Annotated in this window: 10 protein-coding genes; all 10 read right to left on the reverse strand. The window is 74.6% G+C overall.

The window, feature by feature from the left end; translation table 11 throughout:
- Positions 1-108 precede the first annotated feature (108 nt).
- The 10 genes from IF651_RS09010 to IF651_RS09055 all read right to left on the reverse strand — a co-directional run bounded on the left by IF651_RS09010 (position 109) and on the right by IF651_RS09055 (position 13,110).
- Positions 109-936 (reverse strand): purine nucleoside phosphorylase YfiH/LACC1 family protein, encoded by an 828-nt coding sequence (locus IF651_RS09010; RefSeq protein WP_338403860.1) that lies wholly within the window; start codon positions 934-936, stop codon positions 109-111.
- Positions 937-978: 42 nt separating this feature from the next.
- Complete coding sequence (gene ftsZ / locus IF651_RS09015) at positions 979-2,328, reverse strand: cell division protein FtsZ (protein WP_191828779.1); 1,350 nt, start codon at positions 2,326-2,328, stop codon at positions 979-981.
- Positions 2,329-2,499: 171 nt separating this feature from the next.
- Complete coding sequence (locus tag IF651_RS09020; RefSeq protein ID WP_241744281.1) at positions 2,500-3,225, reverse strand: cell division protein FtsQ/DivIB; 726 nt, start codon at positions 3,223-3,225, stop codon at positions 2,500-2,502.
- A gap of 278 nt (positions 3,226-3,503) precedes the next feature.
- Positions 3,504-4,958: a UDP-N-acetylmuramate--L-alanine ligase gene (gene murC, locus IF651_RS09025; protein ID WP_191828781.1), complete on the reverse strand. Its 1,455-nt coding sequence runs from the start codon at positions 4,956-4,958 to the stop codon at positions 3,504-3,506.
- Positions 4,955-6,070, reverse strand: coding sequence for an undecaprenyldiphospho-muramoylpentapeptide beta-N-acetylglucosaminyltransferase (gene murG / locus IF651_RS09030; protein ID WP_422110472.1), 1,116 nt, complete (start codon positions 6,068-6,070; stop codon positions 4,955-4,957). The genes murC and murG overlap by 4 nt, the downstream gene beginning before the upstream one ends.
- A gap of 101 nt (positions 6,071-6,171) precedes the next feature.
- Positions 6,172-7,437 (reverse strand): putative lipid II flippase FtsW, encoded by a 1,266-nt coding sequence (gene ftsW, locus IF651_RS09035; protein ID WP_191828783.1) that lies wholly within the window; start codon positions 7,435-7,437, stop codon positions 6,172-6,174.
- Positions 7,438-7,440: 3 nt separating this feature from the next.
- Positions 7,441-8,907, reverse strand: a complete 1,467-nt coding sequence (gene murD, locus IF651_RS09040; protein ID WP_191828784.1) for a UDP-N-acetylmuramoyl-L-alanine--D-glutamate ligase — start codon at positions 8,905-8,907, stop codon at positions 7,441-7,443.
- Complete coding sequence (mraY, locus tag IF651_RS09045) at positions 8,907-9,989, reverse strand: phospho-N-acetylmuramoyl-pentapeptide-transferase (protein WP_191828785.1); 1,083 nt, start codon at positions 9,987-9,989, stop codon at positions 8,907-8,909. Before mraY ends, murD begins: the two co-directional genes overlap by 1 nt.
- Positions 9,986-11,413, reverse strand: coding sequence for a UDP-N-acetylmuramoyl-tripeptide--D-alanyl-D-alanine ligase (locus tag IF651_RS09050; protein WP_191828786.1), 1,428 nt, complete (start codon positions 11,411-11,413; stop codon positions 9,986-9,988). The genes mraY and IF651_RS09050 overlap by 4 nt, the downstream gene beginning before the upstream one ends.
- Positions 11,410-13,110 (reverse strand): UDP-N-acetylmuramoyl-L-alanyl-D-glutamate--2,6-diaminopimelate ligase, encoded by a 1,701-nt coding sequence (locus IF651_RS09055; protein ID WP_191828787.1) that lies wholly within the window; start codon positions 13,108-13,110, stop codon positions 11,410-11,412. The genes IF651_RS09050 and IF651_RS09055 overlap by 4 nt, the downstream gene beginning before the upstream one ends.
- Positions 13,111-13,131: the final 21 nt, after the last annotated feature.

Below are 13,131 nucleotides of genomic sequence, written 5' to 3' on the forward strand. Positions count from 1 at the left end.
TCCGACCTGCGGCCGGTCCCGCCACGCTAGCCGAGCCGCGACGTCAGGTCCGGGACGACACGCCCGGCACGGGCGAACCGTGCAGCTCGGTGCGGAGGTCGGTGCACGTCAGTCCGTGAGCGCGACGACACCTGCGAAGCGTCCGCTGCGCAGCCCGCCCCGGGTCGCACGGCGGTGGGAGTAGAACCGATCGTCCTCGATCGTGCACGCCCGCACGCGCGTGACGTGCTGCACGCCGCCGGACACCAGGTCCGCCTCCACGCCGGCCGGCAGATCGAGCGCCGCGGTCCCCCACGTCGTCGTCGAGCGCGTGGTGGGCCGACCGGCCGCGACGTCGTCCCGCATGGTGGCCGGCACCTCGTAGCAGGTTCCGCACGCGCACGGTCCGACGACGGCGCGCACCCGGTCCAGGCGCGCACCGGCCAGGGCCATCGCGCGCAGCGCCGTCCCCACCACACCATGAACCAGCCCGCGCCGACCCGCGTGGACCGCGGCGACCACGCGCGACGTGGGGTCGGCCAGGAGGACGGGCACGCAGTCGGCGACGAGCACGCCCACCGCGCCGGTCGCTGCCGCGACCAGGGCGTCCGCCTCGCCGACGCTGTCCGGTGGCAGACGCGCCCCGGTCCCGGCCGCGCCGGGGACGCCCTGCCCGACCCCGGCGGACGGCTCCCCTGGGCCGGACACCGTGAGCGCGTGCGTGCCGTGCACCTGGGTGCCGAAGAGCACCGGTACGCCCACGAGGTCCGCGACGCGGGCACGGTTCGACCGCACCCGCGCCGGGTCGTCGCCGACCCCGAGCCCGAGGTTGAGCGACTCCCACGGGCTCGGCGAGATGCCGCCGTGGCGCGTCGTGAAGCCGGCACGGATGCCCGGCCCGAGGTCGACCTCGAGCAGCGAGGTCGTCGCCGAGCCGGCTCCGTGCTCCACCGGCACGGAGCCGACCTGCCGTGCCGTCGGGGTCCCCGGGGACACGGTCTACTTCAGGAAGTCCGGGACGTCGAGGTCCTCGACCTTGCGCCGCACGGGCTCCTCGTCGTAGATCCGCGGCGGGACGTCGACCCCGGGGTTCTGCCCGCCGGGGCTCCGCTCCGTGTTCTGGTTCGGGTCCTCGGTCGCGCCGACCACCCGGAACTGCTCGCCAGGACCGACCGGGACCGGACGCCCACCCCCGTCGAGCGAGACGGGGACGTCGTCGGCGTCACCCTGGATCGGCACGAGCGGGCGCGGGAGCGTGTGCGCCCCGGTGGTCGGCGCAGGCGGCGGGACGTCCTGCCCCGTCTGCCGGGGACCCGGCACCGCAGGGATCGCGCTCGTCGCGGGCCGGCTCGCGCCGGACGCGACCTGACCGAGCGCGCGCGAGTCCCCCCGGACCTGCGGAGCGCCCCCGTCGAACCCGGCGGCGATGACGGTGACCCGCACCTCGTCGCCCAGGGCGTCGTCGATGACCGCGCCGAAGATGATGTTCGCCTCGGTGTGGGCGGCCTCGTGGACGAGGCGCGCCGCCTCGTTGATCTCGAACAGGCCGAGGTCCGAGCCACCCTGGATCGACAGGAGCACACCGTGCGCGCCGTCGATGCTGGCCTCGAGCAGCGGTGACGAGATCGCGAGCTCGGCCGCCTGGACCGCCCGGTCCTCGCCGCGCGCGGACCCGATGCCCATGAGGGCGCTCCCGGCGCCCTGCATGACCGACTTCACGTCCGCGAAGTCGAGGTTGATCAGACCGGGTGTCGTGATGAGGTCCGTGATGCCCTGGACCCCGGAGAGCAGCACCTGGTCGGCCTGGTGGAAGGCCTGCAGCGCGCTCACGCTGCGGTCGGACATCGACAGCAGACGGTCGTTGGGGATGACGATCAGGGTGTCGACCTCGTTGCGCAGGGCCTCGATCCCCTGGTCCGCCTGCACACCGCGGCGCCGCCCCTCGAACGTGAAGGGCCGGGTCACGACGCCGACCGTCAGCGCGCCGAGCGACCGGGCGATCCGTGCGACGACCGGCGCACCGCCCGTGCCGGTGCCGCCGCCCTCGCCCGCGGTCACGAAGACCATGTCGGCGCCCCGCAGGACGTCCTCGATCTCCTCCTCGTGGTCCTCGGCGGCCTTCTTGCCGACCTCCGGGTCGGCGCCGGCCCCGAGCCCGCGCGTCAGCTCGCGGCCGACGTCGAGCTTCACGTCGGCGTCGGACATCAGGAGCGCCTGGGCGTCGGTGTTGATGGCGATGAACTCGACACCCTTGAGGCCGACCTCGATCATCCGGTTGACGGCGTTCACGCCCCCGCCGCCGATGCCGACCACCTTGATCACCGCTAGGTAGTTCTGCGGAGTTGCCACGTCAATGCCTCTCGATCTGTCAGCCTGAACCTTCACCCTCAACTAGAGGGTTATAGTTATGTCAGGTGGTGCCATGAGTTGACCGTAGGGGTCCGCACCACCTTCATCAACGACCCGCGCGCGCGTGTCGTCGATCATTCCTGCAGCCTCCGGCGTCCCCGCGTGCCCACCTCACCGGGTGACCGGCGTGGTCGGGACCGACACGTCGAACACCGTCACGTCCGCGTTCTCCGGGAGGGCGCGCAGGGTCTGCAGGACCCGGACCTTGAGCGCCACGTCGCCGCCCCCTCCCCAGACCACCAGTGCACCGTCGCGCAGCCGCATCTCGACGGTGTCGCGCGTGCGCGCCGAGACTTCCGCGACCTCGGCGTGCAGGTCCGCCGGCAGAGCGTTGAGCACGACGAGCGCCGCCGCCAGCGCCACGGCGCCCTCGTCGTCGAGCGGTACGTCCACGACGGGCAGCCCCTCGGGCTCGGCATCGTCCGTCCGCACCCGGACCCCCTCGGCGTCGAGCAGCGCGAAGCCGTCGTCGACGGGCACCGCCGCCACCGGCTCGCGCGAGGTGAGCCGCAGGACGAGACCGTGCGGCCAGGCACGTCGGATCGTGACGTCACGCACACCGTTCAGCCCGAGCACCTCGTCGCGCATCGCCACCGTGTCGAGGCGCGGCAGCGGCACGCCCTGCGACCGTGCGGCCACGGCCGTGACCTCGGCCGGGTCCACCACGGTCCCCTCACCGCTGACCCGCACGTCGTCCGGGTCGAGCCCGAGCAGCGGGGAGAAGAGCGCGGCCCAGACGATCCCCGCGGTCGCGACGGCCGCGACCGTCCACAGGACGACCCGTCGCAGCACACGGTGCCGGCGCATCGCCTCGCGCTCCGCGAGGCGGTCGGCCATCCCGTGCGACACCACGCCGACCGGCCCGGTCGGGGGCCGCGGGACCGGGCCGGCGCCACGCGGGGGCGGACCCGGGACCCGCGGCGGGGCCGGCACGACCTCCTCCCGGGAGGCACGACGGCGCACCGGCGGCGCCGACGCCGAGCCACGCCGTGACGTATCCCGCTCGCCAGTCCGCGGTGCCGCCGGCGCCCGCGGCGCGGGCTCCGCGCGAGGCTCGGCCGGCGGCGCCGACGGACGAGCGCTCGGAGGCGTGCGGGGGCGAGGGGGCGGGCGCATCAGTCGTCACGCTCCGTGCGGGCAGCCAGTCTCTCGAGCACGAGGGGACCGAGCTCGGTCACGTCGCCCGCACCGACGGTGAGCACGACGTCGCCGGGCCGGGCGGCGTCGGCCACCCGGTGCGCGGCCTGGACGCGATCCTCGACCGCGATGCCCGCGCCCGGTGCCATGAGGTCGACGATCGTACGTGCACCCACCCCGGGCTCGGGGTCCTCGCGTGCCGCGTAGACCCCGGTGACCACGACCGTCTCCGCCGCGCCCAGCGCGTCGGCGAACTCGGTCGCGAACGTCCGCGTCCGCGAGTAGAGGTGCGGCTGGAACAGCACGACGAGGCGACCGGCGCCCACGACCGTACGGGCCGCCGCGAGCAACGCCCGGATCTCGGTGGGGTGGTGGGCGTAGTCGTCGATCACCCGTACGCCACCCGCCTCCCCGCGGGCCTCGAACCGGCGGCCGGTGCCGCAGAACGTCGCCGCGCCGGCGACCGCGCGCTCGGGCGCCACCCCGAGCAGGACCGCCGTCACGACCGCCGCCGTCGCGTTGAGCGCGTTGTGATGACCCGGCACGCGCAGCCGGAGCTCGAGCGGTCCGACGTCGAGCCCGTCGACCCGACCGACGAGCGTCGCGCGCACGCCCCCGAGTGCGTCGACGGGTGCGGGGTCGACGTCGCGCAGGACCAGGTCCGCGTCGTCCGCCGTCCCGTACGTCACGACGTGCGCCCCGGCGGCACGGCGCGCTGCCGCGAGCTCGCGGGACCCCGGGTCGTCCGCGCACGCCACGAGGGCACCGCCGGGGACGACGCGCTCGGCGAAGTCGACGAACGCCTGCTCGAACGCCGCGCGGGTCCCGTAGTGGTCCAGGTGGTCCGGCTCGATGTTCGTCACGACGGCGACGTCGGGCGCGTAGGCGAGGAACGAGCCGTCGGACTCGTCCGCCTCCGCGACCAGGACGTCCCCGGCCCCGAGATGCCCGCCGGGGACGACACCGTCCTCGGTCACGACGGTCCCTCCGATCGCGAAGGACGGGTCGACGCCCGCGGAGCGGAGCACCGTGGCGACCATCGCGGACGTCGTCGTCTTGCCGTGCGCCCCCGCCACGGCGACCGACCGGCCGGCGGCCATGAGGGCCGCGAGCGCCTGCGAGCGGTGCAGCACCCGCAGTCCCGCGGACCTGGCGGCGGCGAGCTCCGGGTTGGTCTCGCGCACCGCGCTGGAGACCACCACGGTGTCCGCGCCCGCGACGTGCGCGGCGTCGTGCCCCACCCACGTGCGCACGCCGCTCGCGGCGAGCTCGTCGAGCGTCGTCGAGCCCGTCGCGTCGGAGCCCTGGACGACGACGCCGTGCGCGACGAGGAGGCGTGCGACGACGGACATCCCGGCCCCACCGACGCCGACGAGGTGGACGACACCGAGCTCGGCGAGTCCCGGTACCTCTCCCGTGCGCTCCGGCGTCATCGCCGCTCCTCGACCGCGCGGACGACGAGGTCCGCGACGCGGGCCGCTCCGTCGCGCACGCCTGCACCTGCGGCCGCTCCCGCCATCGCGGCGAGCCGGTCGCTGTCGGCGAGCAGCGCGGGCACGCGCTGCGCCACCCACGCCACGGAGAGCTCGGCGTCGTCCACGAGGAGCCCGCCCCCTGCCTCGACCACGGGTGCCGCGTTGAGTCGCTGCTCTCCGTTGCCGATCGGCAGCGGCACGTACACCGCGGGGATGCCGAGCGCCGCCAGCTCGCTCACCGTGCCGGCCCCCGCACGGCAGACGACGAGGTCCGCGACGGCGAGCGCGAGCTGCATCTCGGCAAGGTACTCGCGCACGTCGTACCCCTCCACCCCGGCTGCGGCGACGGCCGCACGGACCGTGTCGGCCTTGCCCTTGCCCGTCAGGTGCAGCACCTGGGCGCCCGCTGCGGCCAGGTCTCCCGCCGCCCCGGACACGGCCTGGTTGAGGGACAGCGCACCCAGCGAACCGCCCGTCACGAGCAGCGTGGCGCGTTCGGGGTCGAGGCCGAGGGCTCCGGCGGCGTCCGCGCGAGTGGTCGGGGCGTCGACCTCGCGCGCACGCACGAGGTCCGCGATCTCGCGTCGCAGCGGCAGCCCGGTGACGACCCCGCCCTTGAGGGGGGTGCCGGGGAACGTCACGCCCACGGCCGCGGCCCAGCGCGCTCCGGCGCGGTTCGCGAGACCGGGGCGCGCGTTCTGCTCGTGGACGACGACGGGGACGCCGCGCCGCTTCGCCGCGACGTAGGCGGGGGTGGACACGTAGCCGCCGAAACCCACGACCACGCGCGCGCCCGTCTCGTCGATCGCCGCACCGGCGGCGTCGACCGCGGCCTTGAACCGGCCGGGCAGGTTGACCCACTCGGTGCTCGGCCGGCGCGGCAACGGGACGCGGGGGACGTGGCGCAACGGGTAGCCTCTCGCCGGCACGAGGTCGTCCTCGAGCCCTCCCTGCACACCCAGCGCCGTGATCACCACACCGGGCTCGCGCCCGCGCAGCTCGTCCGCCACGGCAAGCAGCGGGTTGACGTGCCCTGCCGTCCCGCCTCCGGCGAGTACCACCGATCCGATCGTCGTCACGTGTGCTGTCGTCCTCTCCTCGCGGCCGGGCCGCGCTCGTGCGGCCGACCGGTCGGCCGTCGCTGGGGTTCCGTCCTGGGTCGACACCCTGGTCAGGGGGCACGCCGCGAGCGTCGCGCCGAGCGCCCGACCACCGCGAGCGATCGTCGCACGACGCTTCCGCGGGCGGCGAACGCCTCCGCAGCGCCCGGCTCGCTGCGGGCGAAGGAGATGACGACGCCGAGTGCCGCCATCGTCGTGATGAGCGCGGTCCCACCGGCCGACACCAACGGGAGCGGGACCCCGATCACGGGCAGGAGACCGGCGACGACGCCGATGTTGACGAGCGCCTGCCCGACGATCCAGCACGCGATCGCCGCCGTCGCGATCTTGACGAACGGGTCGTCGTGGCGGCGCACGACGCGGCTCATCGCGAGGCCGAGCAGGACGAACAGCCCGAGCACCAGCAGCGTGCCGAGCAGCCCGAGCTCCTCGCCGATCACGGCGAAGATGAAGTCGTTGTGCGCCTCCGGCAGATAGCTCCACTTCTCCCGGCTGGCACCGAGACCGACGCCCGTCACGCCGCCCGTGCCGAGCGCCCGCAACCCGTGGGTGAACTGGTAGCACTCGTCCGCCAGGTCGGTGCACTCCCCGTACACCGCCGCGATGCGGTTCAGCCGGTCGCTGCCGTGCTGGAGGTAGATGAAGACGTAGGCGACGACGAACGCGGCGACCGCCGCACCGCCGAACAGGAGCCGGGCGTCGGCGCCGGAGACGAAGAACGCGCCGGCGACGAGGAGCATGATGACGAGCGCCGTCCCGAGGTCGTTCCCGCCCAGCACGAGCCCGACGACCGCGAGCGCTCCCGGAACCGCGGGGAGCAGCACGTGGCGCCACTGCCCGAGCAGTCGCTGCTTGCGGCCGAGCACCATCGCGAGCCAGAGCGCGAGGGCCAGCTTCGCGAGCTCGGACGGCTGGAAGCGGAACGAACCGAGAGGGATCCAGTTCGTGTTCCCGCCCACCGACGTGCCGACCAGCACGACCGCGACGAGAAGTCCCAGCGCGATCAGGAGCCCCGGCCACGCGAGGCGCTTGTACCAGCGCACGGGCAGGCGCGCGCACACGAGCAGCAGCGGGAGGCCGATGAGGGCGAACCGCGCCTGGTTCAGGAACGCGACGTACGGCGAACGGCCCGCCGCGATCTCGGTCACGGCCGAGCTCGAGAACACCATGACCACGCCGATCACGGTGAGCAGGGTGGTCGCACCGACCAGGAGGTAGAAGCTCGTCACCGCGCTGTTCCACTGCCCGAGCCACGGCCGCTCGGGCTCCGCGGCGGGCCGTGCGGTCGCCGTGCCACGGCTCGCCGTCTGCGTCATGGGCTACCGGTGCTCGGACGCCAGCGCACGAGCGGCGGCGGCGAAGGCCTCGCCGCGTGCGGCGTACGAGCGGAACTGGTCCATCGAGGCGCCCGCCGGCGCGAGCAGGACCGTGTCCCCGGATCGGGCCAGCGCGCGGGCGGAGTCGACGGCGCGGATCATCACGGTCCCAGTGTCACCAGGATCGACCCGGACGACGGGGATATCGGGCGCGTGTCGAGACAGTGCCGTCGCGAACGGCTCGGCGTCGGCCCCGACGAGCACGACGGCGCGCAGCCGGTCGCGCTGCGTGGCCACGAGCTCGTCGAACGACGCGCCCTTCGCGAGACCACCGGCGATCCAGACCACGGTGCCCGCCGCGAACGACGCGAGGGACGCCGCCGCGGCGTGCGCGTTCGTCGCCTTCGAGTCGTCGACGTACGCGGCACCGTCGACGGTCGCGACGACCTCGATCCGGTGCGCCCCGGACCGGAAGGCCCGCATTCCGTCGCGCACCGCCGTCGCGTCCACGCCGTGCGCGCGTGCGAGGGCGGCGGCGGCGAGCGCGTCCGCGAGCACGTGCCCCGGGACGACGCCGTCCGGCCCGCCGAGGTGGGCCAGGTCGGCGAGCGTGGCGAGCTCGGCGGCGTACGTGTGCCGGTCGCGCGCGTCGGACGGCGCGTGGAACGCACGGTCCACCAGGACGCCGTCGACCACGCCGAGCTGTCCCCGGGCCGGCGCCCCGAGCGTGAACCCGACCGCGCGAGCCCCCTCGAGCACGTCGGCCTCCTCGACGAGAGCCAGGGTGCGGGGGTCGGCGACGTTGTAGACGCAGGCGACGCGGACGTCGGTGTAGACGCGTCCCTTGTCCGCCGCGTAGGCGTCGAGGCCACCGTGCCAGTCGAGGTGGTCGGGCGCGACGTTGAGCACGACGGACGCCTCGGGGGACGTCGTCCAGGTGTGGTGGAGCTGGAAGCTCGAGAGCTCGACGGCCAGCACGTCGACGGTCGGGTCGAGGGCGGCCTCCACGACGGGCGTGCCCACGTTCCCCACGGCGCGCGCGCGACGGCCCGACGCGACGAGGACCGACTGGAGCATCTCCACCGTCGTGGTCTTCCCGTTCGTCCCCGTGACGGCGAGCCACGGTGCCGGGGCCCCGGACGGACCGGGGACGCGCAACCGCCACGCGAGCTCGACCTCGCTCCACACGGGCACGGCGTGCCGACGCGCCGCGACGAGCAGAGGGTGGTCCGGCGCCCAGCCCGGCGAGACGACGACGAGGTCGGTGGTGGCCAGGTCCACCGCGGCCACGTCGTGCAGGTCCGCGTCGGTCGCCCGTGCGTCGACGGTGCGGACGCTCCCCGCTCGCGGTGCGAGCGCCGCGGCCGCCGCGCGACCGGACACCCCGAGGCCGGCGACGACGACGCGTGCCCGCTCGAGGGGGACCGCCGGCTCGTGCCCGTCCTGCCTGTCGTGGGAGGCGCGCGGCACTACCCGACCACCCACTCCGCGTAGAAGATCCCGATGCCCAGCGCGGCGAACAGCCCTGCGATGAGCCAGAAGCGGATGACGATCGTGACCTCGCCCCAGCCGGAGAGCTCGAAGTGGTGGTGGAGCGGCGCCATCTTGAACACGCGTCGGCCGGTCATCTTGAAGAACCCGATCTGGATGATGTCCGAGAGCACGATGATGACGAACAGCCCGCCGAGGATGGCCGCGAGCACCTCGGTGCGCGACAAGATCGACAGGCCCGCCAGCGCGCCGCCGAGCGCGAGCGAGCCGGTGTCGCCCATGAAGATCCTGGCCGGGCTCGCGTTCCACCACAGGAAGCCGAAGCACGCACCGACGATCGCGGCCGCCACGATCGCCAGGTCCTGCGGGTCCCGGACCTCGTAGCAGCTCGGACCGGCCGACGCGAGGCGCTGGCACGTCTGGTTGAGCTGCCAGATGCCGACCAGCACGTACGAGCCGAAGACGATGAGCGAGACCCCGGTCGCCAGGCCGTCGAGCCCGTCCGTCAGGTTCACGGCGTTCGACCACGCGGTGATGAGGAAGTTGGCCCAGACGACGAACAGGATCAGCCCGACGGTCACGCCGGCGAACGCGAGGTCCAGGTTCGTGTCGCGCAGGAACGAGATCCGCGTCGAGGCGGGCGTGCGGCCGTTCGCGTTCGGGAACTGCAGCGCGAGCACCGCGAACGTGATCCCGACCGCGCCCTGGCCGACGATCTTCGCACGCGCCGTCAGTCCGAGGCTGCGCTGCTTCTTGATCTTGGTGAAGTCGTCCAGGAACCCGACCAGGCCGAGGCCGGTCATGAGGAACAGGACCAGGAGCGCGGACACGCTGGGCCACCGGCCGGAGACCACGTAGGACATCGCCCAGCCGACGAGCGTGGCGCCGATGATCACGACACCGCCCATCGTGGGTGTGCCGCGCTTGGTGAAGTGGGCGGTCGGCCCGTCCTGGCGGACGAACTGGCCGTAGTTGCGGCGCACGAGGAACCGGATGAACAACGGTGTGCCCAGCAGCGCGACGACCAGCGCCACGCCGGCCGCGACGAGGACGGCGATCATGCGTCGCCACCCGCCCGTCCGGTCGCGTCCGGGGCGGCGAGCTCGTCACCGAGCCGCCACAGCCCGGACCCGTTGGACGCCTTCACGAGCACGACGTCCCCTTCCCTCAGCTCGTCCCGCAGCAGGGCCGTCGCCGCCTCGACGTCCGGCGCGAACCGGACCTCGTCGCCCCACGAGCCCTCCTGCGTGGCGCCGTCGTGGAACCCGCCGGCGCCCTCACCGACCACGACGAGGAGCTTGATGTTCAACCGGACCACGAGCCGGCCGATCTCGTCGTGCGCCGCGCGCGAGCCCTCTCCGAGCTCGAGCATCTCGCCCAGGACGGCGACCGAGCGTCGCTCCCGCCCGGCCATGACCGCGAGCGCCCGCAGGGCCGCACGCATCGAGTCCGGGTTGGCGTTGTAGGAGTCGTCGATGACGGTGATGCCGTCGGGGCGGTCCGTGACCTGCATGCGGTGCGGGCTCAGCGCGCTCGCGCCCGCCAGCCCTGCCGCGACGTCCGCGGGGCGCAGGCCGAGCTGCAGCGCGGCGGTCGCGGCGGCGAGCGCGTTCGTGACGTGGTGCTCGCCGACGAGGGCGAGCGTCACGGGGGTGCGCTCCTCGCCGCCGTCGTGGCGTACCCGCAGGGTGAACGACGCGCGACCGGCGCGGTCGATGGCGAGGTCCTCGGCGCGGACGTCTGCGGACGGGATGGTCCCGAACGTGACGACGGCGCCGGGCGCGACCTCGGCCATCGCGACCACGCGCCGGTCGTCGGCGTTGAGGACCGCCGTCCCGCCCGCCGCCAGACCGGTGACGATCTCGGCCTTCGCGCGCGCGACCCCCTCGATGCCGCCGAACCCCCCGAGGTGCGCGCTGCCCACGGTCAGCACGACCGCGACGTCGGGCGGGGCGATGCGCGTCAGGTACGTCAGGTGCCCGACGCCGCTCGCCCCCATCTCCAGGACGAGGAAGCGGGTCTCGCGCGTCGCCTCGAGCACGGTCAGGGGCAGGCCGATCTCGTTGTTGAAGGACCCGCGCGGGACGACGGTCGACCCGTGCGGGCCGAGCAGCTGTCCGAGCAGGTCCTTGGTCGTCGTCTTGCCGACCGACCCCGTGATGCCGACGAGGCGCAGGTCGCCCTCGGCGCGCAGGGTCGCCAGCACGTGCCGGGCGAGCTCGCCGAGAGCCGCCTGCACGTCGTCGACCACGACGCACGGCACGTCCAGCTCGCGCCCTGCCAGGACGAGCGTCGCACCGGCGGCGACGGCCGCGACGGCGTAGTCGTGCCCGTCGACGTGCTCGCCGGGCAGGGCGACGAAGAGCGAACCGGCCTGCACGCGACGTGAGTCGACGACGACCGGGCCGCGCACCAGCACCTCGGCGTCCGCTGCGAGGCGCCCGCCGGTCGCTGCGGCGACCTGTGCCGCAGTGAGCTCGATCATGCGTGGGGCTCCTTCGGGTCGTGCTGCTGAACGGTCTGCGGCCGGTCGTGCCGGGAGGGTGGGGCTGCTGGGGCGGACGGTCCCGACCGAGCGGCCCGGGCCGCGAGCGCGGCGCGCGCCTCGACCCGGTCGTCGAGCGCCAGGTCGACGCCCGCGACCTCCTGCCACACCTCGTGACCGCGACCGGCGACCAGCACCGTGTCCTCGGGCGCCGCCGCGAGGATCGAGTCGTGGATCGCCCGGGCGCGGGGCGCGACCTCGGACACCACGACGTGACGTGGTTCCGGAGCGGCGGCGGCGACGTCGCGCGCGGCGTGCGCACCCGGCAGCACCTCCGCGCGGACGGCAGCCGGGTCCTCGCCGTGGGGGTCGTCGTCGGTCACCACGACGACGTCCGCGCCGTCGACCGCGACCGCGCCCATCGTCGGCCGCTTGCCCCGGTCACGGTCTCCCGTGGCACCGAAGACGACGACGAGCCGGCCCGTCGTCGTCGGGCGCAGCGCCTCGATCGCGAGGGCGAGAGCGTCCGGGTTGTGCGCGAAGTCCACGACGACGCGCGGCGCGTGCGGCGGCTCGGACACGACCTCCATCCGCCCCGGCACGGCGGCGGTGAGTCCTCCCGCGGCGTCCAGCGCCGCCTCGAGGTCACGCGGGTCGGTGCCGGCCTCGAGCACCATCGTCAGGGCGAGCGCCGCGTTGGCGACGTTGAAGTGCCCGGGCAGGGACGTCGTCGTGCGGACCTGCACCCCGTCGCGGTGACGCAGCGTGAAGGCCGTCCCGCCGGGCGCCGGGACGACGTCGGCGACGCTCCAGTCGGCCGTCGCGGCCCCGGTCGTCCCCGCGTCCGCGGCCGGGCCGACGCGCAGCGTCGTGACCGGCACCTGCGCGGCGCCGACCATGCGCTCTCCCCAGGCGTCGTCGACCACCACGACACCACGGCGCGCGTGCTGCTGCGTGAACAGCGTCGCCTTGGCCTCGAAGTAGGACTGCAGGTCGCCGTGGAAGTCCAGGTGGTCCTGGCTGAGGTTCGTGAACCCGACGACGTCGAACACGAGGCCGTCGACCCGGTGCAGCGCGAGGGCGTGCGACGACACCTCCATCGCGAGCGTCCGGACCTCGTCCTCGACCATCGTCGCGAGGACCGCCTGCAGGTCCGCGGCCTCCGGGGTCGTCAGCCGGCTCGCGAGGACGCGGTCCCCCGAGCGCGTCTCGACGGTACCGACCAGGCCGGTCTTCCACCCGAGGGCACGCAGGACGTGGTCGACGAGGTAGGTGGTCGTGGTCTTGCCGTTCGTCCCGGTGACGCCGAACGTGGTGAGCCGCTCCGCCGGCTCCCCGTAGACCCAGGCCGCCACCGGTCCGAGCAGCTCGCGGGGGTCGGCCGCGACCAGGACGGGCACGGCGACCGCGGCGTCCGCCAGCAGGGCCGCGCCCGCGGGATCGGTCAGCACGGCCCGTGCGCCGCGGGCCACCGCCGCGCCCGCGAACGCCGCACCGTGCGCCCGCGCGCCGGGCAGCGCGACGAAGAGCTCGCCCTCGCCGACCGTGCGGTCGTCGGAGGCGACGGACCCGATCTCGACATGGCCGGTCCTGTCCGCTCCGGCGCCGCGGACCTCCAGGTCGAACCTCGCGGCCAGCTCCTGCAGCGTGCGGTGCGCGCTCGCGACGGGACGGAAGCGGTCGATCGGGGATGTCACGAGCGCAAACCTACCGTGCCA

Origin of the sequence: Cellulosimicrobium arenosum, assembly GCF_014837295.1 — a bacterium.
GTDB lineage: Bacteria > Actinomycetota > Actinomycetes > Actinomycetales > Cellulomonadaceae > Cellulosimicrobium > Cellulosimicrobium arenosum.

Excerpts from the sequence above, each read along its gene's own strand:
- IF651_RS09020 (WP_241744281.1), bottom strand. The coding sequence starts at position 3,225 with ATGGCCGACCGCCTCGCGGAGCGCGAGGCGATGCGCCGGCACCGTGTG.
- murC (WP_191828781.1), bottom strand. The coding sequence starts at position 4,958 with ATGACGCCGGAGCGCACGGGAGAGGTACCGGGACTCGCCGAGCTCGGT.
- ftsW (WP_191828783.1), bottom strand. The coding sequence starts at position 7,437 with ATGACGCAGACGGCGAGCCGTGGCACGGCGACCGCACGGCCCGCCGCG.
- mraY (WP_191828785.1), bottom strand. The coding sequence starts at position 9,989 with ATGATCGCCGTCCTCGTCGCGGCCGGCGTGGCGCTGGTCGTCGCGCTG.
- IF651_RS09050 (WP_191828786.1), bottom strand. The coding sequence starts at position 11,413 with ATGATCGAGCTCACTGCGGCACAGGTCGCCGCAGCGACCGGCGGGCGC.